The organism is Streptomyces viridochromogenes DSM 40736 (assembly GCF_000158955.1).
GTDB lineage: Bacteria > Actinomycetota > Actinomycetes > Streptomycetales > Streptomycetaceae > Streptomyces > Streptomyces venetus.
In genome coordinates, this window is the sequence record NZ_GG657757.1 from 7997248 (window position 1) to 8020552 (window position 23305).

A 23305-nucleotide genomic window follows, 5' to 3' on the forward strand; every position below is an offset into this window, starting at 1 on the left:
GACACGGTGACAAGGCCTTCACTGCTCGCCGAGGAGGTGGTCTCCATGACGGCCACGGGGCAGGGGACAGATGCGGTACGGGCGCTCCAGGGGTTGGAGGACGAGAGGTCGTCGGTGCGGCTGCGGGCCGCTCTGGCGGTCGGGACGACGCCCGACCCGGGGTTCGTCGGCAAGCTCGTCGAGCGGTGCGCGATCGAGCCCGAGTTCTTCGTCCGCGACATGCTGACCTGGGCGCTCACCCGCCACCCGGTGTCCCTGACGCTCCCCGCGCTGCTCCGCGAAGTCGGCTCGGAGCACGCGCAGGCACGGAGCCAGGCGCTGCACACACTGTCCAAGATCGGGGACCGGCAGGCCTGGCCGGTGATCACACGCGCGCTGCTGTCCGACGCCGACGACGAAGTGGCGCGGGCCGCTTGGCGGACGGCGGTCGTGCTCGTGCCTGTTGGGGAGGAATCCGCTCTGGCGGAGGTGCTGGTGACGCAGCTCGGTCGCGGTGGGCGGGAGACGCAGCTGAGTCTCAGCCGGGCGCTGGTCGAGCTGGGCGAGGTGATCGTGCCGGCTCTGCTTGCCGCGACCAAGGTCTCCGACCCGGGCGTGCGCGCGCACGCGCTCGCCACGCAACGGCTGCTGCGCGACCCGGACACCGGGTTCGAGTTCGCGATCGAGGAGGCGAAACGCGTCGTCGCCCTGGGCGGGTCCGGCCACGAGGGATGATGGGGCGTGTTGATCGGTGAGGTGGCGCGACGGTCCGGGGTCAGTGCCCGCATGCTCCGGCATTACGAGTCGCTCGGACTGGTGCGTCCCTCGGGGCGTACCGGCTCCGGGTACCGGGAGTACTCCATGGAGGACATCCAGCGGGTCTTCCATATCGAGAGCCTGAGGTCGCTGGGGTTGTCGCTGCGTGAGATCGGGCGTGCGCTTCACGACCCCGGTTTCACGCCCTCGGCGCTCGTCGACGACCTCATCCGTCAGACGCGCGAACGCATCGCGGCGGAGACCGAGTTGCTCACACGGCTGCGCCGGATCCGTGCCGCGGAGCCCGCCGACTGGGAGAACGTCCTCCAGGTCGTCCCACTCCTCCAGGCTCTGGGTTCCAAGAGCGCCGACGCGCGCCAGCGCGCGGCGCTCTCGTCGGGCGAAGAGGTTCCCGTGCCGGTGGAGGCCCTGGTCGAGGCGGTGCTGAACGAGACGGACACCAACGTCGCCGGGGCTCTTCGCTGGGCCCTGGCGCGTTCGGGCGACGGCGGCCCGGCACTCCTGGCGCAGGGCCTCGGCTCACCGGTGGCCGCGGTGCGGGAACGTGCCGTGCGGTCCCTCGTCGAGATGCCCGGCGACGAGGCCACCGCGCGACTGCGGGACGCCCTCACGCACCCCGACGCCGTGGTCCGCGGGTACGCGGCTCTGGCGCTCGGGGCACGTGGTGTGGCCGACGCGGTCCCGACGCTCCTGGACATGATCGTGCGGGGAAGGAACGACACCGACGCGGCCGACGCGCTGAGCGTGCTGTCGAGCGACACCACACTGGCTGATCAGATCGCGACCGGTCTCCTCGACCGCCTCGCTTCCGGCACCACCGAAGCGCCTGCACGTGGACGGCTGACCCAGGCGCTGGCGGGCATCCCGGGGTCCAGGGCGTCAGATGCCCTGGTGGAGCTGTCGCACGACGGGGACCGCGCCGTCGCGCTGACCGCGGCGTACTTGCTTCGGCTGCGTGACGGGTCCGGCCGGGATTGACGGTCAGTGGTGGGCGTGAACCACCGCGTGCCCCTTGCCACGGCCGATCATCCACTTGTTGACGGGCGTGGTGATCACGAAAGCGATCGCGAAGCCGCCCAGCAGTGCGGACCAGAACAGCCCGTCGGACAACTGGGCGTCCATCGCGCCGGGCGTGAGGGCGACGATGCCGTTGTCGACGATCTCCATCACGGCGATGGAGACGGTGTCGGCGGCGAGCGCGACCTTGATCGCCGTACTGAAGTCCAGGCCGGCTCGACGGACCGCGAACAGCGTGAAGGAGTAGCCGAAGAGGAACGCGAGCGCGATGGCCAGGATCATGGTGGGCACGTTCCCCCACTTCAGGGCTGTGCCGACGACCATGCCCAGGATCTCGCCGATGGCGCAGCCGGTCAGGCAGTGCAGTGTCGCCTTGACCGCCGTCCCCCAGGACGCTCCGGTGTGCCCGTCGTGGTCCGCGTGGTCGTGCATGGTGCCGGCGTGCTGCGCGCTCTGGTCCATAACCCGTCCCCAATCCCGTCGAGTGAGCCCCGGTCTGTGAGCCTCACAGTCAAGGACTATATACCCCCCGGGGGTACCGTGTCAGGGTGCGTGCAGGAGGCCGGGCCTGCTTCAGGTCCTCGACCGTGGTTTCACGCGGCGCACGTCAAGATTCTCTTCCGCCCGGTTCCACTGTGACGCGGAACGTCTGCTGGTGCATCCGGGGTATGGACGGTCTGCCGTACCGACCTACTCGGTGTTCGGACCGCGGCGGCCGGAATCCGACCGGGTCGACATTGCCTCTCTTTTGCGCTTGGCTGCGGACCAGACCTTTTCATGATCCGGGGGGATCCCTATGAACCGCGCCGTCCGCGCCGTCCGCGCTGTCCGCACCGTCCGAGCAGCCGCCTGCACCGTCGCCGTCGCCGGTCTCACGCTCGGCCTCGGCGCCTGTTCCGAGGCGGTCGACCAGGTCGACAAGGCGGTGGACGAGACGTACGAAGTCACCTACGAGGTCACGGGGAAGAACATCGACTCGATCGAATTCCACGGCGGCGGTGGCAAGGCCACGAAGCCGAAGATCGAGTCGGTGTCGAGCCCCGAGCTGCCCTGGAGAAAGACGGTCACACTGCGCGGCATCATGCCCCCTGCGGTCATGCCGGTCGCCGCGGACCTCGAAGCCGCCCAGGTGACATGCAAGATCACCTACAAGGGCAAGGTACTCGACGAGCAGACCGCCAAGAGCCTGCTGACCACCGGCGGCTGCACCGCGCAGTCCCCGGTCACGGGGTAACCCCGGGCGGCCCGTCGGCCGGCGCCGAAGTGCACTTCCTTGTCGAGCCGTTTCAGTCCGCCGGCAGCCACCTTGGCCCGTACAGCGCGGTGTCGGCTCCTGTGGCCAGGGCCCAGTAGCGGTCCCCGAAGGACCAGTGCCACCACTCGGTGGGATAGTTCACCAGGCCCGCGGCGGCCAGTGCGTCGCCGAGCACCCGGCGGTTGGCCCGCGCTTCGGGGCCGATGGTGGGGGCGTCGGTGTAACACGCGCCGTCGCTCTCTTCCGGGCTGGCGTTCACCCGGGTTCCCATGTCGAGTTCCCGCCCGTCGGCGGAGACGAGGGTGAGGTCCACGGCGGCGCCGGCGCTGTGCGGTGCGATCTCCGGCGGGGATACGTACCGGCTCGCCGCCTCGCGGACCTGCGTCGGCGAGAAGTCCGGATTGCCGGCTCGCAGTTCGTCGGCATAGCGCTCGAAGTAGTGACTCTGCAGCGCGGGTGGCCGGTAGCCCTCGACGAACAGCAGCCGGAGGCCGGCCGGGAGCTGCTGCTGAGCCTGGAGCACACGGGTCAGGACCCCTTCGCGCAGATACGCGAACGCCCCCACAGGGTCGGCCTTGCGGGAGTCCATGGCGAGGGACACCTCGAGCCGGACGTCGACGAGTGGTTCGCCGCAGTCGGCTACCGGGATCGCCGCTACCCGTGGGTCTGACATCAGCACGATCTCGTTCATGCACGGATCGTCGTCGACCACCGGCTCGGCCGGGGCCGTGAAAACGAGTCGTTCGAGGGCGAACGAAGACGACTGTCACTCCCCGGTGCGCCGCCGGAGCCCGTGGTGGGCGAGGAGCCAGTGGCCGAAGAGGGCTCCGCCGTAGACGACGTAGCCGACGCCGATGAGCCAGGACTCCACCACGAGGACGACTCCGACGGCTCCGTAGCTGATCGCATTGGTGACGATCAGGGGCGTGAAGACGAAGTGGGAGAACGTGCGCAGGCCGACCAGGCCCAGCATGGTGGCCGCCGCCCCGGGGAGCAGATCGCTCCAGCGGACCTGTCCGCCCAGCAGGAAACGCTGCCCCCACCAGAAGAACAGCACACCGGACGCCGAGCTCAGCGCGATCCGCTCCGGCCCTGTGACGAGGCTCCGTGTCTGTACCTCCTGGTACAGGTACGCGGTCATGGCGATCATCCACACCGCTTGACGCCAGACCCGGTGCCAGGGGCCCGCCGACAGGCCCCAGATCCGCTCGTAGCCGTTCTGCACGCTTCCCCCGAGCGCGATGCCGAAGACGGCGAGTGCGACTCCGCCGAGCACACTGGTCGTGCCGATGACTTTGCGCGGGGGGCTGATGATGTCCGTGAGCAGACGAGCGGACCGCCCGGACAGCCCCATGCCGTCGGCCAGCCACAGTGCGAATCCGCCACGCTCCAGGGGATCGGCGGCGGCGACCACGATCAGCAGCGGCGCCAGCGTGACCAGGGCGAGCATGGCGAACCCGGTGGCCCGGTGCAGCAGCTCCAGGTCGCGTCCCTGCCGGACGAGGGTGTGCGCGCCCAGGCGTTCCCACCCGTGCTGGACCGTACGCCCCAGCCGGTTCACGGCATGCCGACTCGTACCCACACGACGGGCGTGACCGGCCGTCGGCCCGCCACGCCGTGTGTCGCCCTGCGCGGTGTCCGCGGTGCGGTGCCGGTCACCGTTCGTTCTCCTCCCGGTACGCTCTCCGTCCCCGTCGCGGAATGCGTTGACCGTTTCGAAATGACACAAACGCCGCAGGAACGAAACCCCGGCCGTCGGAACGTCACCCGGGCGGCCGCCCCTCATGTGCGTCCGGCGGGCGGTCGCATCACGCGACGGCGGTTCCCTCCAGCTCGACCATCTGGCCGGGGACCGCCAGCCGTGTCACCCCCGAGCATCGTGGTGGCCGGCGCGGCCTCGGCGGCGCCCAGCCGCGACGCCGGCACGCCGTAGTGCTGGAGAAGAAGGTCGACGTCGGTGGTGTGCCCGGAGACGATCTCACCCTGGTGGAATCCCATCTCCACCGACCACGTGACCGGGTTGACTGCCGTTCGGTCCACTGCCACTTGAGTTCCAGGGCACCGCGCTGGCGGTCCGCGCCGAAGAAACCGACGCGGAGGGCCGGCTGCGGATGGAGGTGACCTTCCAGGATTCCGGACACGCCGAATGGGCCCTGTGGCAGCTCACCACCGACGCGGAAGCCCTCGCCCCGCAGTGGTTGCGCGTCTCCCTGCGCAACCGCGCCGCCGCGCCGGCCACCCGCTACGGAGCATCATCCTGAGATCCGTGGCCGACGGCCGCCGAGCGCGCCGCGCCCATCGCGCCCGGGCTGAGCCGTTCAGCCGGTGCGGTACAGAGCCGTCAGCAGTTCGACGGCGGACTGGGTGGCGGGATGAGGGTCGTCCCGCCACCAGGCGAGGCGTACGACGATCGGCTCGGCGTCGAGCACCGGCAGATAGGCCACGCCTGGCCTCGGGTACTGGTGGGCGGTGGACTCCGCGGTCATGCCGACGCACCGGCCGCTCGAGATGACGGTGAGCCAGTCGTCGACGTCGTGGGTCTCCTCGGTCGCCGGACGCGAGTCCGGCGGCCAGAGCTCCGGGGTGGTCGTCCCGGTCCGGCGGTCCACCAGCAGCGTGCGCTGCGCGAGATCGGACAGCCGGACGGAACTGCTCGAAGCGAGGGGGTCGTCGGCGGAGACGGCGGCCACGCGCCGCTCCAGCCCCACGATGGCCGCGTCGAACCGCCGGTCGTCCAGGGGCCTGCGGACCACCGCGAGGTCGCAGGCGCCTTCCCCGAGACCGGCGGTGGCGGAGTTGGACCGGATCAGATGCAGATCCGTGCCGGGGTGTGCCTTCGCCCAGCGGCGCTGGAAGGCGGCCGTGTGCCGGCCCACGGCCGACCAGGCGTAGCCGACACGCAGACTCGTGTGGCCCGAGGTGGCCTCCCGGACCAGGTGGTCCGCCTCGGCCAGCACCCTCCTCGCCTGTGCGACCACCCTCAGCCCGGTCGCCGTCGGCGTCACCTCCCGCGAGGTGCGGCGCAACACCCTCACACCCAGGACCCGTTCGAGCGAGGCCAGAGTCCGGGACACGGCGGCCTGGGAGACGCCGAGTGCGATGGCCGCGTCGGTGAAGGTGCCCTCGTCCACGATGGCGACGAGACACCGTAGGTGCCGGAGCTCCAGATCCATGAGCCCAGCGTATAGACAGCGATGCAGATGCATTTTGCGAAGGCGAGGTCGTCCCACACGATCGGCACATGCGAGCCGATGCCACCGCCGTCCCCGCGGGACATACCGCCGAGCCCTTGCCTCCCGAGCCGTCCCGAGGGCGTCTGGCCGGAGTGGCCACCATGATCGGCAGCGGTCTGTCCAACCAGACCGGCGCCGCGATCGGCTCCCTCGCCTTCCCCGTGCTCGGGCCGGTCGGCGTCGTCGCGGTCCGCCAGTACGTCGCGGCCGTCGCGCTCACGGCTGTCGCACGCCCCGGGCTGCGCAGCCTCACCTGGTGGCAGTGGCGGCCGGTGCTGGGACTGGCCTTGGTGTTCGGGACGATGAACCTGTCCCTCTACACCGCCATCGACCGGATCGGACTCGGCCTCGCGGTCACCCTGGAGTTCCTGGGCCCGCTGGCCATCGCGCTGGGCGGAGCGCGCCGCCGGGTCGACGCGTGGTGTGCGGTGATCGCCGCGGCAGGCGCCGTCACCCTCATGCGTCCGCGGCCCTCGACCGACTACCTGGGCCTCGGGCTGGGGCTGCTGGCCGCGTGCTGCTGGGCCTCGTACATCATCCTCAACCGGACCGTGGGCCGTCGCGTACCCGGGGCGCAGGGGTCCGCGGCGGCCGCTCTCGTGTCCGCCGTGATGTTCCTGCCCGTCGGCATCGCGGTGGTCCTGCGTCATCCTCCGACCGCCGGCGCCATCGGCTGTGCCGTCGCCGCCGGTGTGCTCTCCTCGGCCGTCCCCTATCTCGCCGACCTGTTCACCCTGCGCCGCGTGCCCGCGCAGGCGTTCGGCCTCTTCATGAGCGTCAACCCGCTCCTCGCCGCCCTAGTGGGCTGGATCGGACTCGGGCAGGGGCTGGGCGGCGCGGAGTGGGCGGCGATCGCGGCCGTCGTCTCCGCCAACACCGCCGGCATGCTCGCCCGGGGCGGCCGGTGTACAGCGGGTTGAGGCACGGGAGCACGGCGGGAACCGTGTCGCACATCGAGCGCTTCTTTGCCTGCTGCGCATCGCCGCGTGCGACTTCCGGCCGCCCGGTTCCGGCCGAGTCCGCCCGGTTCCGGCTGACCCCTTGACCCTCGGCGCACCCTCCCCGATGCTCAGTTGCGTATAGCGGTGCGTGTACCTGATGAGGCAACTCATGGGCAGCGCGCCCGCGCGTGTTTCCCGTCTGAGGAGCAGCTCATGGCTCACGAGGTTCGTGCCGTCGTCGCCCGGAAGAAGGGCGCACCGGTTTCCGTCGAGACGATCGTCGTCCCCGATCCCGGCCCGGGTGAGGCGCTGGTCAAGGTCGAGGCGTGCGGCGTCTGCCACACCGACCTCCACTACCGCGAGGGCGGGATCAACGACGAGTTCCCCTTCCTGCTGGGACACGAGGCGGCCGGCCGCGTCGAGGCCGTGGGGGAGGGCGTCACCGGCGTCCAGCCCGGTGACTTCGTCATCCTCAACTGGCGTGCCGTCTGCGGCCAGTGCCGGGCGTGCAGCAAGGGCAAGCCCTGGTACTGCTTCGCCACGCACAACGCGACGCAGCCGATGACGCTGCTCGACGGCACCCCGCTCTCGCCCGCCCTCGGCATCGGCGCCTTCGCGGAGAAGACGCTGGTCGCGGCCGGACAGTGCACCAAGGTGGACCCGGCCGCACCGGCGACGGCCGCCGGTCTGCTCGGCTGCGGTGTCATGGCGGGCTTCGGCGCCGCCGTGAACACCGGCGCCGTCGGCCGGGGGGACTCCGTCGCCGTCATCGGCTGCGGCGGTGTCGGCATGGCGGCCGTCGCGGGCGCCCGGCTCGCCGGCGCGTCCAAGGTCATCGCCGTCGACATCGACCGGCGCAAGCTCGACCGGGCCATGGCCATGGGGGCCACCCACACGGTCGACGGCACGAAGGGCGACGTCGTGGAGGCGGTGCGCGAACTGACCGGAGGGTTCGGCGCCGACGTCGTCGTCGAGGCGGTCGGCCGCCCCGAGACGTACCGGCAGGCCTTCTACGCCCGGGACCTGGCCGGCACGGTCGTGCTGGTCGGTGTGCCCACCCCGGAGATGAAGGTGGAGCTGCCGCTCCTCGACGTCTTCGGGCGGGGCGGTTCGCTGAAGTCCAGCTGGTACGGCGACTGCCTGCCCTCGCGTGACTTCCCGGCCCTCATCGACCTGTACCTGGGCGGCCGGTTCGACCTGGACGCCTTCGTCTCCGAGACCATCGGCCTCGGTGACGTGGAGGAGGCCTTCGAGAAGATGCACGGCGGCGACGTGCTGCGCTCCGTGGTGGTGCTGTGATGGCCGGCGCACCGCGCGTCGAACACCTCGTCACGAGCGGCACCTTCAGTCTCGACGGCGGCACCTGGGACGTGGAGAACAACGTCTGGATCATCGGTGACGACGACGAGGTGGTCGTCATCGACGCGGCGCACGACTCCGACGCCGTCCTGGAGGCCGTCGGCGACCGGCGCCTGTCGGCCGTCGTGTGCACCCACGCCCATGACGACCACGTGCGCGCGGCACCGGACGTCGCACTCGCCACGGGCGCTCCCGTCCTCCTGCACCCCGACGACCAGGTGCTCTGGAAGATGACGCACCCGAACCGGCGCCCCGACGGACCACTCGCCGACGGCGACGAGATCGTCGTGGCGGGCATCGGCCTGCGCGTCCTGCACACACCCGGGCACGCGCCCGGGGCCGTGTGCCTGTACGCCCCCGACCTGGGGGCACTGTTCAGCGGCGACACGCTGTTCGCGGGCGGACCCGGCGCGACCGGACGCTCGTACAGCGACTTCGGCACCATCATCACCTCGATCGGTGAGCGGCTGCTGACGCTCCCGGGCGAGACGGTCGTCCACACCGGACACGGCGACACGACCACCGTCGAGGCGGAAGCCCCGCACCTGGAGGAGTGGGCCGCCCGCGGCTGGTGACACGGGCGTCGCCCCGCCCGGCCCCGGCCGTCACAGCCCGCCATGGCCGTCACAGCCCGCCATGGCCGTCACAGCCCCGCCGTGGCCGGAACCCGTCGGTCTTGTCGGCCCCTCCCCGCTGGTGGGCCTGAGCGGCGGGTTCCGGCGCCCGGAATGTGCGGCGCCGACGTTCCCGATGCCCCGGTTCTGCGGGGGTGCCCCGCCCTGACCTGCGTTTCTCATCATGCGCAACGTTCCGCATGATGCAACGCGAAATATGGGCGTCGGGTGTCCCGTGAACTCCTTGACAAGGGTTTGCGGGCGCCTCCAAACTGGCGTTGCGTTCACCGCAATCCGTTCCGCTATACGCACCGAGGTGTCATGATGATTCCCGCGTGCCGTCTCGTGGATCTGCCCCGAGGCGAGGCCCACAGGCTCGACATCGACCCGCCGGTCTCGGTGTTCCACACCGATGACGGCGAACTCTTCGCCATCGACGACACATGCACCCACCAGGACGCCTCGCTCGCCGACGGCTGGCTGGAGGGATGCGAGGTCGAATGCCCGCTGCATGCCTCGAAGTTCAACCTCAAGACCGGAGCCGTCGACGCCCCGCCGGCCAAGCTCCCGGTGCGCACGCACGAGGTCTTCGTCGAGGACGGCATGATCTATGTCCGGCTGTCCACGTCGGCCCCGAACCTGCCTCCCTGCATCGCCGCCCGGCTGGCCGGGGGCGTCGCGTGAGGACGGTGGCCGTGGTGGGCGCGTCGCTGGCGGGTCTGTCAGCGGCGCGCTCGTTGCGCAAGCAGGGATACGACGGACGGCTCGTCGTCATCGGCGACGAGATACATCGCCCCTACGACAGGCCGCCCCTGTCCAAGGAGTTCCTGGCCGGCGGTATCGGCGAAGCCGATCTCGCACTGGAGCCGGACGACGAGGACCTGCGGGCGGAGTGGCTCCTCGGAGCCCGCGCCGCCGGACTCGCCACCACGCCGCGCGCCGTGCGGCTCACCGACGGCCGCGAGGTGAGAGCCGACGGCATCGTCATCGCCACCGGCGCCTCCGCCCGGACCCTGCCCGGCATGGAAGGTCTGACCGGTGTGCACACCCTGCGCACCCTGGACGACGCCCGCGCCCTGCGCGACGAACTGGCCCTGGGCGGACGCCTGGTGGTGATCGGCGGTGGCTTCATCGGCGCCGAGGTCGCCTCCACCGCCCACGCTCTCGGCCTCGACGCGACCATCGTCGAGGCGGCGCCCACACCCCTGGCCGGACCGCTCGGCGCGACCATGGGGAGCATCGTCTCCGCCCTCCACACCGACCACGGGGTACGCCTGTTGTGCGGGGTGGGCGTCAAGGGGCTGAGCGGCGAGACCCGCGTCGACGCCGTCCTGCTGGAGGACGGCCGCAGCATCCCCGCCGACATCGTCGTCGTGGGTGTGGGCGCCCGTCCCTGCGTGGAGTGGCTGCAGGGCTCCGGCGTCGAGCTCGGCGACGGCGTCACGTGCGGTGCGGACGGTCGTACCAGCCTCGCCGGGGTCGTCGCGGTCGGCGACTGCGCCTCCTGGTACGACCCGCGCGCGGGCACCCACCGCCGCGTCGAGCACTGGACCGGAGCCCGGGAACGCCCCGACGCGGCCGTCGCCGCACTGCTGTCCTGGGGCGAGTCCGAACCGGGTGTACCCCGGCCGCCGTACTTCTGGTCCGACCAGTACGGCGTGAAGATCCAGTTCGCGGGCAACGCGGCCCGCGCCGACAGCGTGACCATCGAGGAAGGCACAGCGGACGACCGCAACGTCCTGGCCGTCTACCGGCGTGCCGGACACCCGGTCGCCGTCCTCGGGATGAACCAGCCGCGGCTGTTCACACGCTGGCGCAAGCAGCTCGCGGCCAAGGCGTCCTGACAAGGACCGTCGGTGCGCTGCTCCTTGCTCGACGACGTCCGGTGCGGCTCGTCCCCGCGCGCGTGCCCGACCCACGACGCTTCCCCGAGGAGTGCCCTGTGACCTCGACCGGCCTGCCGGAAAGCCTGATCACGACCCTCCCCGGCTCCTCCTACACGGATCCGGAGATCTTCGCCCAGGAACAGGAACACATCTTCGAGGCGATGTGGTTCTGCGCCGTGCGCTCCGCCGACCTCGCCAGGTCCGGCGTCTTCCGGACCGTGCAGGTGGGCCGCGAGAGCATCCTCGTCACCCGGGCACGGGACAACTCCGTACGTGCCTTCTTCAACGTCTGCCGGCACCGCGGAGCCAAGCTCTGCACAGCGGAGGCCGGCGAGGTCAAACGCGCCTTCCAATGCCCCTACCACGCCTGGACGTACGACCTGACCGGCAAACTCGTCGCGGCGCCCAACCTCACCAAGATGCCCGACGTCGGCCGCACCGAGTACGGGCTGGCCGCCGTGGCCACACACGAATGGCTCGGCTATGTCTGGGTGTGCCTCGCAGAGAACCCGCCCCCCTTCGACGAGGTCGTACGGGACGTGGTCGCGCGTCTCGGCGACACGAAGTCCATCGAGCGCTACGGCATCGAGGATCTGGACCTCGGCAGACGGATCGTCTACGACGTCAAGGCGAACTGGAAACTCATCGTCGAGAACTTCATGGAGTGCTACCACTGCGCGACGATCCACCCCGAGCTCACCGAGGTGCTCCCCGAGTTCGCCGACGGGTACGCCGCCCAGTACTACGTGGGACACGGCGCGGAGTTCGGCTCCGAGGTCAAGGGCTTCACCGTCGACGGCTCCGAAGGCCTCGACCGCATTCCGGGCGTCACCGAGGACCAGGACCGCCGTTACTACGCGATCACCGTCCGGCCGCAGGTGTTCGTCAACCTCGTGCCCGACCATGTCGTCTTCCACCGGATGTACCCGGTCGCCGCGGACCGCACGATCGTCGAGTGCGACTGGCTCTTCCACAAGCACGTCGTCGAGAGCGGCAAGGACGTCAGCCGGTCGGTGGAGCTCTTCGACCGAGTCAACCGGCAGGACTTCGACGCGTGCGAGCGCTGCCAGCCCGCCATGAGCTCCCGGCTGTACGCCAAGGGCGGAGTGCTCGTGCCCAGCGAGCATCACATCGGCGCGTTCCACGCCTTCGTCCAGGAGCGGCTGGACGCGGGGCGGCCGCGGTAGCGCGGCGGGGTCAGCCCAGGTAACCCATCCGGTGGCTGACCTCTTCCGCGCCCTTGATCAGCACCGGAGCGAAGTCGTGCATACGGTCCTCGGTGAGCCGGTACGCCGGTCCCGAGGCGCTGATCGCCGCGATGACCTCTCCGTCCCTGTTGCGGACCGGAGCGGCCATCGCGTGCAGCCCTGCCTCGAACTCCTCCAGAGTCCAGGAGTAGCCACGCTCCCGCGCCTCGGCGAGGTTCTTCTCGAGCTTCGTCTTCGCGGTCAGAGTGCGCGGCGTCATCTTCTTCAGACCCGCCTGCGACAGCAGCGCGGCACGCTCCTTCGGCGGCATGTGGGCCAGCAGGATCTTGCCGCTGGAGGTGGCGTGCAGCGGCGTCAGCTGGCCGACCCAGTTGAACGCCGTGACGGCACCCGGACCGCGCACCTGGTACAGGTTGATCGCGTACTGCTCCTGCATCACGGCGAGGTTCACGGTCTCACCGATCTCCTCGGCGAGACGCTCGCAGACCGGGCGGCTCTGCTGGGTGATGTCGATGCGCCCGGTGACCGCGCCGGCGAGACGCACGATGCCGAAACCGAGGCGGTACTTGCCGCGCTCGCCCGCCTGTTCCACCAGGCCGCGCACCTCCAGGGCGCCGAGCAGCCGGAACGCGGTGGACTTGTGGACGTCGATCTCGGCGGCCACCTCGCTGACGCCGGCTTCCCCGCGCCGGGCCAGGATCTCCAGGACGGTGATGGCGCGGTCGACGGACTGCACCCCGCCGGTCGGCGCACTTGTCGTTTCGGTATCTGGATGGTAGTTGCTCACAACGCAACTATACGGGCGTTAAACATAGCCGACAGGGGTGCAGGTCACGGGCTTTGCACAGACAATCGGGAAGTTGCGCTGTTCGCAACCTGGTGCGCATGGAGATACCGGTACTAGCATGCCGCGCATTCTCTACGGCGCTAGCGAGACGAGGCCTCATGGCTCACGTGCAGTACGACTTCGTCATCGTAGGTGGTGGATCGGCCGGCAGTGCACTGGCCAACCGGCTCTCCGCCGACCCGGGCAACCGCGTGCTGGTCCTGGAGGCGGGCAGGCCCGACTATCCCTGGGACGTCTTCATCCACATGCCCGCGGCACTGACCTACCCGATCGGCAGCCGCTTCTACGACTGGAAGTACGAGTCCGAACCGGAGCCCCACATGGGTGGGCGGCGCGTCTACCACGCGCGAGGCAAGGTGCTGGGCGGTTCCAGCAGCATCAACGGCATGATCTTCCAGCGCGGCAACCCCATGGACTACGAGCGCTGGGCCGCCGACCCCGGCATGGAGACCTGGGACTACGCGCACTGCCTGCCGTACTTCCGGCGGATGGAGAACTGTCTGGCCGCCGACCCCGACGACGAGTTCCGCGGCCACGACGGGCCCCTCGTCCTCGAACGCGGCCCCGGGACCAGCCCGCTCTTCGAGGCCTTCCTCAAGGCCACCGAGGAGGCGGGCCACGCTCCCACCGAGGACGTGAACGGCTACCGGCAGGAAGGCTTCGCCAGGTTCGACCGCAACGTGCACCGCGGACGCCGGCTGTCGGCGGCGAAGGCGTACCTCAAGCCCGTGCGGAAGCGGCCCAACCTCACCGTCACCACCCGCGCCCTGGTCACCCGCGTCCTCTTCGAAGGCAAACGGGCCGTCGGCGTCGAGTACCGGCGCGGTCGCGGCAGACCCCAGCGGGTCCATGCCCGCGAAGTCATCCTCTGCGGAGGTGCGATCAACTCCCCGCAACTGCTCCAGCTCTCCGGCGTCGGCAACGCCGAGGAACTCAGCGCGCTCGGCATCGACGTCGTCCACGATCTGCCGGGTGTCGGCGAGAACCTCCAGGACCACCTGGAGGTGTACATCCAGTACGCCTGCAAGCAGCCCGTCTCCATGCAGCCCTACCTCGCGAAGTGGCGCGCCCCCTTCATCGGCCTGCAGTGGCTCCTGCGCACCGGCCCCGCCGCCACCAACCACTTCGAGGCGGGCGGCTTCGTCCGCGGCAACGAGGATGTGGACTACCCCAACCTGATGTTCCACTTCCTGCCCGTCGCGGTCCGCTACGACGGCTCCGTGCCCGCCGGAGGACACGGCTACCAGGTGCATGTCGGGCCCATGTACTCCGACGCCATCGGCTCGGTGAAGATCAAGAGCAGGGACCCGGCCGAACACCCCGCGTTGCGCTTCAACTACCTGTCTACCGAACAGGACCGCCGCGAGTGGGTCGAGGCCGTCAGGGTCGCGCGCAAACTGCTCAACCAGCCCGCCATGGCCCCGTACAACGCCGGGGAGATCTCGCCCGGACCGTCCGTCGAGACCGACGAGGAGATCCTCGCCTGGGTCGCCAAGGACGGCGAGACCGCGCTGCACCCGTCCTGCACCTGCAAGATGGGCACCGACGAGATGGCGGTCGTGGACCCTGCCGACCTGCGGGTGCACGGGGTGGAAGGGCTACGGGTTGTCGACGCCTCCGTCATGCCCTACATCACCAACGGCAACATCTACGCGCCGGTGATGATGATCGCCGAGAAGGCGGCCGACCTCATCCTCGGCAAGGAGCCGCTGCCGCCGTCCAGGGCCGCCTACTACCGGTACCGTAGCGCACCCGCGTAACCTGCAGTTTTCAGACAGCTGATTGGCCCGGAAACGAAGCGTTCCGGGCCTGTCGGCGACACGCTCTCCGGACTGCCTCCGTGGCAAAAACGTCATCGGTCAACCCCTTGACGTGGGTTCCCGCCTTATCCAGAGTGTTCCACCACAAGCAATACGGTGCGCGATGCGCAACGCGATTCGCTCGAAGGGCTCCCGACGTGGCAGACCTGTTCGTGGATGGAAAGTGGCGAGATCCGGTGGCCGGAGGCCTCCGGGACATCCGTTGTCCCGCCGACGGCACGCTCTCCGTGACCGTGTCCGAAGGCACCCGCCCCGACGCCGAGGCGGCCGTCGCCGCGGCCCGCCGGGCCTTCGACGAAGGGCCCTGGCCGCGCACCCCCGAGCGTGAGCGCGGGGCGCTCCTGCTGCGCACCGCCGGCATCGTCGAACGCGACGCCGACGCGTTCGCCCGCGCCGAATCACTGGACACCGGCAAGCGGCTGGTGGAGAGCGAGTACGACATCGCCGACGTCGTCTCCTGCCTCCGCCACTACGGAGGCCTCGGCGGCACCGACGCCGGCCGGGTGATCGACACCGGCCGCGACGACGCCGTCAGCCGCGTCGTATACGAGCCGATCGGCGTGTGCGCACTGATCACCCCCTGGAACTACCCGCTGCTCCAGGCGAGCTGGAAGGTCGCACCCGCTCTCCTCGCCGGCAACACGATCGTCCTCAAGCCGAGCGAGCTCACCCCCTCCACCTCGATCCTGCTGATGCGGGCCCTTGAGGAGGCCGGACTCCCGGACGGAGCCGCGGGCCTCGTCCTCGGGACCGGACCCGAGGTGGGAGCGCCGCTCGCCGAACACCCCGCCGTCGACATGGTGTCCTTCACCGGCGGCCTGGACACCGGCAGACGCATCATGGCCACCGCCGCCGCGACCGTGAAGAAGGTCGCGCTGGAACTCGGTGGCAAGAACCCCAACGTCGTCTTCGCCGACGCCGACTTCGAGACGGCCGTGGACTTCGCGCTCACGGCCGTCTTCCTGCATTCCGGGCAGGTCTGCTCGGCCGGCGCCCGGCTGATCGTCGAGGACGCGCTGCACGACCGGTTCGTGGACGAGGTGGTCCGCCGCGCCCGGCGGATCCGGCTCGGCGGCCCCTTCGATCCGGAGGCCGACACCGGAGCACTGATCTCCGCACAGCACCTGGCGAAGGTCGAGGCCTACGTCGCTGCCGGACTCGCCGAGGGCGCCGTCCTGCGCTGCGGAGGCGAACGCCCCGACGATCCGGACCTCGCCGGCGGCCACTTCTACCCGCCGACCGTTCTCGACGCGTGCGGTCAGCACATGCGCGTGGTGCACGAGGAGTCCTTCGGACCCGTACTCACCGTGGAGCGCTTCACCGACGAGGACGACGCGGTCCGCATCGCCAACGACACCGAGTACGGCCTCGCCGGGGCCGTGTGGACACAGGACGCCGGGAAGGCCCAGCGGGTCGCTCGCCGGCTGCGCCACGGCACGGTCTGGATCAACGACTACCACCCCTATGTACCGCAGGCGGAATGGGGCGGGTTCGGGCACTCCGGCGTGGGCCGCGAGCTGGGCCCGACCGGCCTGGACGAGTACCGGGAACCCAAACACATCTGGCAGAACATCCAACCCCGGCCGCAGCACTGGTTCCGCGGCTGATCGCCGAAAGAGGTCGAACATGACCCCAGCAACGACCGAGGCGCCGCGGCGGCGCGACACCCCCCGGGACCCGGCACCCACCCCGGTCATCTCCGTGCGCGGCCTGTGGAAGGTGTTCGGGCCGAAGGCGGACCAGGTACCGGGCTCCGAGGAACTGCGCGGACTCACCCGTCGCGAACTGATGGACCGCACCGGATGCACCGCCGCCGTGCGCGACGTGGACTTCGAGGTCGCGCCCGGCGAGGTGTTCGTCGTCATGGGCCTGTCCGGCTCCGGCAAGTCCACCCTGGTCCGCTGTCTGACCCGGCTGATCGAACCCACCGCCGGCGAGATCCTCTTCGAGGGCGAGAACATCCGCGACGCGGACGCGGGCCGCCTGCGCGAACTGCGGCGCAGCAAGTTCTCCATGGTCTTCCAGCACTTCGGGCTGCTGCCGCACCGCCGGGTCGTCGACAACGTGTCGTTCGGGCTGGAGATCCGCGGCATGAGCAGAGCAGAGCGCACCAGGCGCGCGCTGGAGGTCGTCGAACTCGTCGGCCTCTCCGGGTACGAGAACTCCTACCCCGACCAGCTCTCCGGCGGTATGCAGCAGCGTGTCGGCCTGGCCCGCGCCCTGGCCGGCGACCCGGACGTGCTCCTCTTCGACGAGCCGTTCTCGGCGCTCGACCCGCTGATCCGCCGGGACATGCAGAACGAGGTCGTCCGGCTGCACCACGAGGTCGGCAAGACGATGGTGTTCATCACCCACGACCTGTCCGAGGCGCTGCGGCTGGGCGACCGCATCCTCATCATGCGCGACGGCCGGACGGTCCAGTGCGGCACCGGCGACGAACTCGTCGGCGCCCCCGCCGACGACTACGTACGTGACTTCGTCCGGGACGTGCCCCGCGGGGACGTGCTCACCCTGCGGTGGATCATGCGCCCGGCGGAGCCCGACGACCCCCTGGACGGTCCCGAGCTCGGCCCGGACGTCGTGGTGAAGGAGGCCACCCGGGCGGTGCTCGCCGCCGAGAAGCCGGTCAAGGTCGTCGAGAACGGCAAGCTGCTCGGCATCGTCGGTGACGAGGAGATCCTCGCGGTGGTCGCCGGGCAGGAAGGCGACGCGTGATGACCGTCGCCGTCGAGAAACCGCGGAAGACCGGGACCGAGGAGCGGCCACCCGCTCCCGCCCGGCGCGTGCGGACGGTCAACCGCTCCCTGGTGGTGGCCGCGATCCTGCTCGTCTGGCTGGTGCTCTTCGCCGTGCTGCGCGGCAGACAGACCCTGTCCCTCGCGGCGGCCGACCTGACCGATCTGCACCGGTGGTTCAACGACGTCAACGACTCGATCGGCGCCAACCGCAACTCCAACCCGCTCTTCCTCTACTTCTTCAACGAGATCCGCCTGGTCATCGACACCCTGGTGACCTTCGTCCAGGAGCTGATCTCACAGCCGGGCGCGGGCCGCCCGGTTCCGCAGATCGGCTGGCTGGGTGTCGTCGGCATCGCCGGTTACCTCTCCTGGGCCGTCGGCAACTGGCGGGTCGCATTGCTGGCGGTGGCCGGCTTCACCTTCCTGGGTCTTCAGGGCCTGTGGCAGGAGAGCATGGACACCCTGGCACTGACGGTCTCCGCCGTTTTCGTGGCGCTCCTGTTCGCCATCCCCCTGGGTGTGTGGGCCGGACTGTCGGACCGGTTCCACCGGATCGTGACGCCGTTCCTGGACTTCATGCAGACGATGCCGACCTTTGTCTATCTGGCGCCGCTGACCCTGTTCTTCCTGATCGGTCCGGCCTCCGCCACGATCGCCACCGCGATCTACGCGGCACCACCGGCGATCCGCATCACCGCGCACGCCATCCGCTCCGTGCCGGAGACGACCGTGGAGGCGGCGGACTCGCTGGGCGCGACACGGCGGCAGGCGCTGCTGAAGGTCCTGCTGCCGATGTCCAGGCGGACCGTGGTGATGGGCGTCAACCAGACCATCATGGCCGCCCTGGCCATGGTGACCATCGCGGCCCTGATCGACGCGCCCGGCCTCGGCAAGACCGTCGTCCAGGCGCTGCAGTCGCTCGACGTCGGCACGGCCTTCAACGCCGGTCTGGCCATCGTCGTCATGGCCATCGTGCTGGACCGGGTCACCACCGCGGCGAGCGCACGGGCGGACACCGCCCGCGGCTCGGGCAGTCCCCTCCTCAAGTGGCGGCGGCAGCTGCTGGCGGCCGGGGGAGTGGCCGCGCTGGTGCTGGTGTACCTGTCGCACACCTATGTGTGGGCGGCCGAGTTCCCCGGCGAGGGCGCCACCGGCAGCAGCATCGCCAAGACCGCGGCCGACGTGACCACCTGGGCCCAGGACAACCTCTCGGGCCTGACCAACGCCTTCCGTGACGCCCTGACCAACGCTCTGCTCAACCCGTTCCAGGCCCTGCTGACCGACTCCCCGTGGTGGCTCGTCGGAGCCGCCCTCGTCGCGGTCGGCGCGGTGCTCGGCGGATGGCGCGCCGGGGCCACCACCGCCGTGTGCGTGGGCCTGCTGGTCGCCACCGGCGTGTGGTCGGACGCCATGACGACGCTGGCCTCCACCGCGGTGGCGACCGTGCTGGTGATGCTGCTCGGCGTCGTCCTCGGAGTGTGGATGGGGCGCAGCGCGCTCGTGGACCGGCTGCTGCGGCCCTCCCTGGACGCGGCGCAGGTCATGCCGCCGTTCGTCTATCTCGTGCCGTTCCTCGCGCTGTTCGGCGCGACACGGTTCACGGCCATCGTCGCCGCCGTCGTCTACGCGGCGCCCGTCGCCATCAAGATCATCGCCGACGGCGTGCGGGCCGTGCCCGCGACCACCGTCGAGGCGGCCACGTCCACCGGGTGCAACACCTGGCAGATCATCACCAAGGTGCAGCTGCCGATGTCGCGCGGCGCACTGACCCTCGCGACCAACCAGGGCCTCATCTACGTGCTGTCGATGGTCGTGGTGGGCGGCCTGGTGGGAGCGGGCGCCCTCGGCTACGACGTCGTGGCCGGGTTCTCGCAGGGCCAGCTGTACGGCAAGGGACTCGCGGCCGGGCTCGCCATCGTCCTGCTCGGAGTCATGTTCGACCGGATCACTCAGGCAGCGGCTCGCCGCACCAGCGCATAAGGAGCACCACACCATGGCACGACACTGGAGAGCCGGCGCGGCCGGCCTGGCCGTCCTCGGCCTGACCCTCACGGCCTGCGGGGGCGCGAAGGTCGGCGAGGACAGCGCGGGCGGCTCGGGCGGCAAGGGCAAGTGCGGCACCTTCAACCTCGCGATCAACCCGTGGGTGGGCTACGAGGCGAACGCGGCGGTCCTCGCGTACGTCGCCGAACACGACCTCGGCTGCAAGGTCGAACAGAAGGACCTCAAGGAGGAGATCGCCTGGCAGGGCTTCGGCACGGGCGAGGTCGACGCCGTCGTCGAGAACTGGGGCCATGACGATCTGAAGAAGAAGTACATCACCCAGCAGAAGACGGCCGTCGAGGCGGGCCCGACCGGCAACAAGGGCCTCATCGGCTGGTACGTGCCGCCGTGGCTGGCGAAGGCGCACCCGGACATCCTCGACTGGAAGAACCTCAACACGTACGCGTCGAAGTTCAAGACCTCGGAGTCGGGCGGCAAGGGCCAGCTCCTCGACGGCGACCCGTCGTACGTCACCAACGACGAGGCCCTGGTGAAGAACCTGAAGCTGGACTTCAAGGTGGTGTACGCGGGCAGCGAGACCGCCCTCATCCAGGCGTACCGCAACGCCGAGAAGAACAAGGAATGGGTGATTGGCTACTTCTACGAGCCGCAGTGGTTCATGTCCGAGGTGCCGCTGAAGAAGGTCAGCCTGCCCGCGTACAAGACGGGCTGCGACGCCGACGCCGAGAAGGTCGCCTGCGACTATCCCGTGTACAAGCTCGACAAGATCGTCAGTGCCAAGTTCGCCAAGTCGGGCAGCCCCGCCTACGACATGGTGAAGAAGTTCCACTGGACGAACGACGACCAGAACACCGTGGCCACGTACATAGCGGTGGACAAGATGGCGCCCGAGGCCGCGGCGAAGAAGTGGGTCGAGGCCAACCGCGACAAGGTCGACGCCTGGATCAAGTAGGGCGCCCGACCGCCCTGTGAACCTCCGCCGGGAAGGCCCGGCAGGCTGTGCCGTCAGCCTGCCGGGCCTTGTCGTTTTCTGGTGATTCCGCCCTGTCGCCGCAGGGCGGTTTTCCGCCGTCGCGGACCCCTTGACACGTCTCTTCACGGCGGGCACATTGAGTTGCGCAACCTGAACCTTGTTGCGCACACAGCAACTGGACGCTTTCAACGTCGGAGGTGCGGCGATGGCGGGACCCCGGGTGGTCATCATCGGAGCGGGCGTCGTGGGGGCCGCGCTCGCCGACGAGATCTCCGCGCGAGGCTGGACCGAAGTGACCGTGGTCGACCAGGGCCCGCTGCCCGCCACCGGGGGATCGTCGTCGCACGCCCCGGGCCTGGTCTTCCAGACCAACCCCTCCAAGACCATGACCGAGATGGCCCGTTACACCGTCGAGAAGTTCTGCTCGCTCGACGTGGACGGCCAGCCCTGCTTCCTCCAGGTCGGCGGCCTGGAGGTGGCGACCAGCCCGGAGCGCGTCGCGGAGCTGCGGCGGCGTCACGGCTGGCTCAGCTCCTGGGGCATCGAGGCCCGCCTGCTGGGCACCGAGGAGTGCGTCGAACAGCACCCGCTCGTCAACCCGGACAAGGTCCTCGCCGGTCTCCTCGTGCCGACGGACGGCCTCGCGAAGGCGGTCCTCGCCGTCGAGGCCCAGATCCGCCGGGCCACCGCGCGTGGCGTGCGTTTCCTCGCCCGCCACGAGGTCCTCGACGTCCCAAGGGCCGAGGGCGAGGTGACCGGCGTCCTCACCGACCAGGGCGAGATCCCCGCCGACATCGTCGTCTGCTGCGCCGGCATCTGGGGGCCGAAGATCGCCCGCATGGTCGGCATGAACCTCCCGCTCACACCGCTCGGCCACCAGCTCGCCTGGACGGGCCCGGTACCGGCCCTGGCCGGCCAGACGCAGGAGGCGGTCCGCCCGATCCTGCGCCACCAGGACGCCGACCTCTACTACCGCGACCGCTTCGACACCCTGGGCATCGGCTACTACGGCCACCGCCCGATGCCGGTCTCCGCCGACGACATCCTCTCCGTGGACGAGGCCGAGGAGATGCCCTCCGTCCTGAAGTTCACCGAGGAGGACTTCGAGGAGGCCTGGAGCGAGACGCGGTCACTGCTCCCCGCGACGAAGGACGCCAAGGTGGAGGAGGGCATCAACGGCCTGTTCTCCTTCACCACCGACGGCCTGCCCCTGCTCGGCGAGTCCCCGGACGTCAAGGGCTTCTGGGTGGCCGAAGCCGTCTGGGTCACCCACTCCGCGGGCGTCGGGCGGGCCATGGCCGAGTGGCTGGTCGACGGCTACTGCTCCTCGTTCGACCTGCACGAGTGCGACGTCAACCGGTTTGAACCGCACCAGCTCTCCCCGGAGTACGTACTGGCCCGCGACTGCCAGAACTTCGTCGAGGTCTACGACATCCTGCACCCGCTCCAGCCGTCGGGAGACCCGCGCCCGATCCGCACCAGCCCGTTCCACACCCGCCAGCAGGAACAGGGCGCATTCTTCCTGGAGGCGAACGGCTGGGAGCGCCCCCAGTGGTACGAGGCCAACGCGGGTCTGGTCGAAGGCCGTTCCATCGTCACTCCCAACGACTGGGCCGCGCGGTACTGGTCGCCCATCGTCGGCGCCGAGGCCCAGACCACCCGCGAGACCGTCGCGATGTACGACATGACGGCCCTCAAGCGGCTGGAGGTCAGCGGACGCGGCGCCGGCGAGTTCCTGGAGCGGCTGTGCACCGGCAAGGTCGCCAAGTCCGTCGGCTCGGTGACGTACACCCTGCTCCTCGACCACGACGGCGGCATCCGCAGCGACATCACCGTCGCGCGGCTGGCCCCCGACCTCTTCCAGGTCGGCGCCAACGGCAACCTGGACCTCGACTGGTTCACCCGTCACCTCCCGGCCGACGGCACCGTCCAGGTCCGCGACATCACCCCCGGCACCTGCTGCGTCGGCCTGTGGGGACCGCGTGCCCGTGACGTCCTCCAGCCCCTCACCGACGCCGACTTCTCGGCGACCGGCCTGAAGTACTTCCGCGCCCAGCGTGCGCACATCGGCTCCGTGCCGGTGACGGCGATGCGGCTGTCGTACGTCGGTGAGCTCGGCTGGGAGCTGTACACCACCGCGGACCTGGGCCAGAAGCTGTGGGACACGCTGTGGCGTGCGGCGGAGCCGCTGGGCGGCATCGTGGCGGGGCGGGGCGCGTTCAACAGCCTCCGGCTGGAGAAGGGCTACCGGTCCTTCGGTACGGACATGACGTACGAACACGACCCGTACGAGGCCGGGGTCGGCTTCGCCGTGAAGCTCGACAAGGACGACTTCATCGGGAAGGCGGCGTTGGAGCGGCGCAAGGGGGATGTGCGGCGCAAGCTGACGTGCCTCACGATCGACGACCCGCGGGCTGTCGTCATGGGCAAGGAGCCCGTGTTCGACGGTGAGCGTGCGGTCGGGTACGTCACGAGTGCGGCCTATGGCTACACGATCGGCAAGGGCATTGCCTATGCGTGGCTGCCGGTGGAGCTTGCGGAGCCGGGGGCGCTCGTGCACATCGGGTACTTCGATCAGTCCGTCGAGGCGGTGGTGGCCGAAGAGCCGCTGTTCGATCCGGCGATGGCCCGTCTTCGTGGGTGAGTTTTCGTCC

At 70.1% G+C, this 23305-nt stretch carries 20 protein-coding genes and 2 pseudogenes; 16 read left to right on the plus strand and 6 right to left on the minus strand.

The features are described from left to right. The first annotated feature begins 45 nt into the window (after positions 1–45). Positions 46–714, plus strand: a complete 669-nt coding sequence (locus SSQG_RS35035) for a HEAT repeat domain-containing protein (protein ID WP_039934285.1) — start codon at positions 46–48, stop codon at positions 712–714. A 6-nt stretch (positions 715–720) separates the two neighbouring features. Beyond that, complete coding sequence (locus SSQG_RS35040) at positions 721–1734, plus strand: MerR family transcriptional regulator (RefSeq protein ID WP_003994736.1); 1014 nt, start codon at positions 721–723, stop codon at positions 1732–1734. Positions 1735–1737: 3 nt separating this feature from the next. On the opposite strand, the gene SSQG_RS35045 is transcribed toward SSQG_RS35040, so the two are convergent. Continuing rightward, positions 1738–2235 (minus strand): DUF4396 domain-containing protein, encoded by a 498-nt coding sequence (locus SSQG_RS35045; protein WP_003994737.1) that lies wholly within the window; start codon positions 2233–2235, stop codon positions 1738–1740. Positions 2236–2569: 334 nt separating this feature from the next. Here SSQG_RS35045 and SSQG_RS35050 point away from each other — a divergent pair, with 334 nt between their 5' ends. Next, on the plus strand, positions 2570–3007 hold the full coding sequence (locus SSQG_RS35050; RefSeq protein WP_003994738.1) for an MmpS family transport accessory protein: 438 nt from the start codon (positions 2570–2572) through the stop codon (positions 3005–3007). A gap of 52 nt (positions 3008–3059) precedes the next feature. Here SSQG_RS35050 and SSQG_RS35055 read toward each other — a convergent pair whose 3' ends face one another. The 3 genes and pseudogenes from SSQG_RS35055 to SSQG_RS40060 form a co-directional block, all read right to left on the minus strand. Further along, entirely contained in the window at positions 3060–3719 is a 660-nt protein-coding gene (locus SSQG_RS35055) for a M15 family metallopeptidase (protein ID WP_039935666.1), read from the minus strand. 75 nt (positions 3720–3794) lie between these two features. Then, positions 3795–4589 (minus strand): hypothetical protein, encoded by a 795-nt coding sequence (locus SSQG_RS35060; protein ID WP_039934287.1) that lies wholly within the window; start codon positions 4587–4589, stop codon positions 3795–3797. Between the two features lie 247 nt (positions 4590–4836). Then, positions 4837–5068: pseudogene (locus tag SSQG_RS40060) on the minus strand (hypothetical protein). Between the two features lie 17 nt (positions 5069–5085). On the opposite strand from SSQG_RS40060, the pseudogene SSQG_RS40065 reads away from it, so the two are divergent. Further along, a pseudogene (locus SSQG_RS40065) lies at positions 5086–5289 on the plus strand (WYL domain-containing protein); the annotation flags it as partial. Positions 5290–5346: 57 nt separating this feature from the next. Here the strand turns inward: SSQG_RS40065 and SSQG_RS35065 are convergent. Next, complete coding sequence (locus tag SSQG_RS35065) at positions 5347–6201, minus strand: LysR family transcriptional regulator (RefSeq protein ID WP_039934289.1); 855 nt, start codon at positions 6199–6201, stop codon at positions 5347–5349. A 68-nt stretch (positions 6202–6269) separates the two neighbouring features. Here SSQG_RS35065 and SSQG_RS35070 point away from each other — a divergent pair, with 68 nt between their 5' ends. From SSQG_RS35070 to SSQG_RS35095, 6 genes are all read left to right on the plus strand, one after another. Then, entirely contained in the window at positions 6270–7181 is a 912-nt protein-coding gene (locus SSQG_RS35070; RefSeq protein WP_003994744.1) for an EamA family transporter, read from the plus strand. Between the two features lie 234 nt (positions 7182–7415). Then, positions 7416–8501, plus strand: a complete 1086-nt coding sequence (locus SSQG_RS35075) for an S-(hydroxymethyl)mycothiol dehydrogenase (protein WP_003994745.1) — start codon at positions 7416–7418, stop codon at positions 8499–8501. After that, positions 8501–9136, plus strand: coding sequence for an MBL fold metallo-hydrolase (locus SSQG_RS35080; protein WP_003994746.1), 636 nt, complete (start codon positions 8501–8503; stop codon positions 9134–9136). The genes SSQG_RS35075 and SSQG_RS35080 overlap by 1 nt, the downstream gene beginning before the upstream one ends. Before the next feature lie 360 nt (positions 9137–9496). Further along, complete coding sequence (locus SSQG_RS35085; protein ID WP_039934293.1) at positions 9497–9859, plus strand: bifunctional 3-phenylpropionate/cinnamic acid dioxygenase ferredoxin subunit; 363 nt, start codon at positions 9497–9499, stop codon at positions 9857–9859. Then, positions 9856–11019 (plus strand): NAD(P)/FAD-dependent oxidoreductase, encoded by a 1164-nt coding sequence (locus SSQG_RS35090; RefSeq protein WP_078506977.1) that lies wholly within the window; start codon positions 9856–9858, stop codon positions 11017–11019. The genes SSQG_RS35085 and SSQG_RS35090 overlap by 4 nt, the downstream gene beginning before the upstream one ends. Before the next feature lie 98 nt (positions 11020–11117). Beyond that, positions 11118–12248 carry an aromatic ring-hydroxylating oxygenase subunit alpha gene (locus SSQG_RS35095; RefSeq protein ID WP_039934297.1) on the plus strand — a complete coding sequence of 377 codons (1131 nt, stop codon included), beginning with the start codon at positions 11118–11120 and terminating at the stop codon, positions 12246–12248. Between the two features lie 10 nt (positions 12249–12258). Here SSQG_RS35095 and SSQG_RS35100 read toward each other — a convergent pair whose 3' ends face one another. Then, on the minus strand, positions 12259–13005 hold the full coding sequence (locus tag SSQG_RS35100; protein WP_039934299.1) for an IclR family transcriptional regulator: 747 nt from the start codon (positions 13003–13005) through the stop codon (positions 12259–12261). 209 nt (positions 13006–13214) lie between these two features. On the opposite strand from SSQG_RS35100, the gene betA reads away from it, so the two are divergent. From betA to SSQG_RS35130, 6 genes are all read left to right on the plus strand, one after another. After that, the gene (gene betA, locus SSQG_RS35105) at positions 13215–14876 is read left to right on the plus strand and encodes a choline dehydrogenase (protein ID WP_003994750.1); all 1662 of its coding nucleotides are present in this window, start codon (positions 13215–13217) and stop codon (positions 14874–14876) included. A gap of 197 nt (positions 14877–15073) precedes the next feature. Further along, positions 15074–16543: an aldehyde dehydrogenase family protein gene (locus tag SSQG_RS35110; RefSeq protein WP_003994751.1), complete on the plus strand. Its 1470-nt coding sequence runs from the start codon at positions 15074–15076 to the stop codon at positions 16541–16543. A gap of 19 nt (positions 16544–16562) precedes the next feature. Beyond that, on the plus strand, positions 16563–17651 hold the full coding sequence (locus SSQG_RS35115) for a quaternary amine ABC transporter ATP-binding protein (protein WP_003994752.1): 1089 nt from the start codon (positions 16563–16565) through the stop codon (positions 17649–17651). A gap of 476 nt (positions 17652–18127) precedes the next feature. Beyond that, positions 18128–19654: an ABC transporter permease gene (locus SSQG_RS35120; RefSeq protein ID WP_425315026.1), complete on the plus strand. Its 1527-nt coding sequence runs from the start codon at positions 18128–18130 to the stop codon at positions 19652–19654. A gap of 13 nt (positions 19655–19667) precedes the next feature. Further along, the gene (locus SSQG_RS35125; protein WP_003994754.1) at positions 19668–20630 is read left to right on the plus strand and encodes an ABC transporter substrate-binding protein; all 963 of its coding nucleotides are present in this window, start codon (positions 19668–19670) and stop codon (positions 20628–20630) included. Between the two features lie 226 nt (positions 20631–20856). Then, entirely contained in the window at positions 20857–23295 is a 2439-nt protein-coding gene (locus SSQG_RS35130) for a GcvT family protein (RefSeq protein ID WP_003994755.1), read from the plus strand. Positions 23296–23305 lie beyond the last annotated feature (10 nt).

Excerpts from the sequence above, each read along its gene's own strand:
- SSQG_RS35075 (WP_003994745.1), top strand. The coding sequence starts at position 7,416 with ATGGCTCACGAGGTTCGTGCCGTCGTCGCCCGGAAGAAGGGCGCACCG.
- betA (WP_003994750.1), top strand. The coding sequence starts at position 13,215 with ATGGCTCACGTGCAGTACGACTTCGTCATCGTAGGTGGTGGATCGGCC.
- SSQG_RS35050 (WP_003994738.1), top strand. The coding sequence starts at position 2,570 with ATGAACCGCGCCGTCCGCGCCGTCCGCGCTGTCCGCACCGTCCGAGCA.
- SSQG_RS35115 (WP_003994752.1), top strand. The coding sequence starts at position 16,563 with ATGACCCCAGCAACGACCGAGGCGCCGCGGCGGCGCGACACCCCCCGG.
- SSQG_RS35130 (WP_003994755.1), top strand. The coding sequence starts at position 20,857 with ATGGCGGGACCCCGGGTGGTCATCATCGGAGCGGGCGTCGTGGGGGCC.
- SSQG_RS35055 (WP_039935666.1), bottom strand. The coding sequence starts at position 3,719 with ATGAACGAGATCGTGCTGATGTCAGACCCACGGGTAGCGGCGATCCCG.
- SSQG_RS35080 (WP_003994746.1), top strand. The coding sequence starts at position 8,501 with ATGGCCGGCGCACCGCGCGTCGAACACCTCGTCACGAGCGGCACCTTC.
- SSQG_RS35045 (WP_003994737.1), bottom strand. The coding sequence starts at position 2,235 with ATGGACCAGAGCGCGCAGCACGCCGGCACCATGCACGACCACGCGGAC.
- SSQG_RS35125 (WP_003994754.1), top strand. The coding sequence starts at position 19,668 with ATGGCACGACACTGGAGAGCCGGCGCGGCCGGCCTGGCCGTCCTCGGC.
- SSQG_RS35070 (WP_003994744.1), top strand. The coding sequence starts at position 6,270 with ATGCGAGCCGATGCCACCGCCGTCCCCGCGGGACATACCGCCGAGCCC.
- SSQG_RS35085 (WP_039934293.1), top strand. The coding sequence starts at position 9,497 with ATGATGATTCCCGCGTGCCGTCTCGTGGATCTGCCCCGAGGCGAGGCC.
- SSQG_RS35120 (WP_425315026.1), top strand. The coding sequence starts at position 18,128 with ATGGACACCCTGGCACTGACGGTCTCCGCCGTTTTCGTGGCGCTCCTG.
- SSQG_RS35035 (WP_039934285.1), top strand. The coding sequence starts at position 46 with ATGACGGCCACGGGGCAGGGGACAGATGCGGTACGGGCGCTCCAGGGG.
- SSQG_RS35065 (WP_039934289.1), bottom strand. The coding sequence starts at position 6,201 with ATGGATCTGGAGCTCCGGCACCTACGGTGTCTCGTCGCCATCGTGGAC.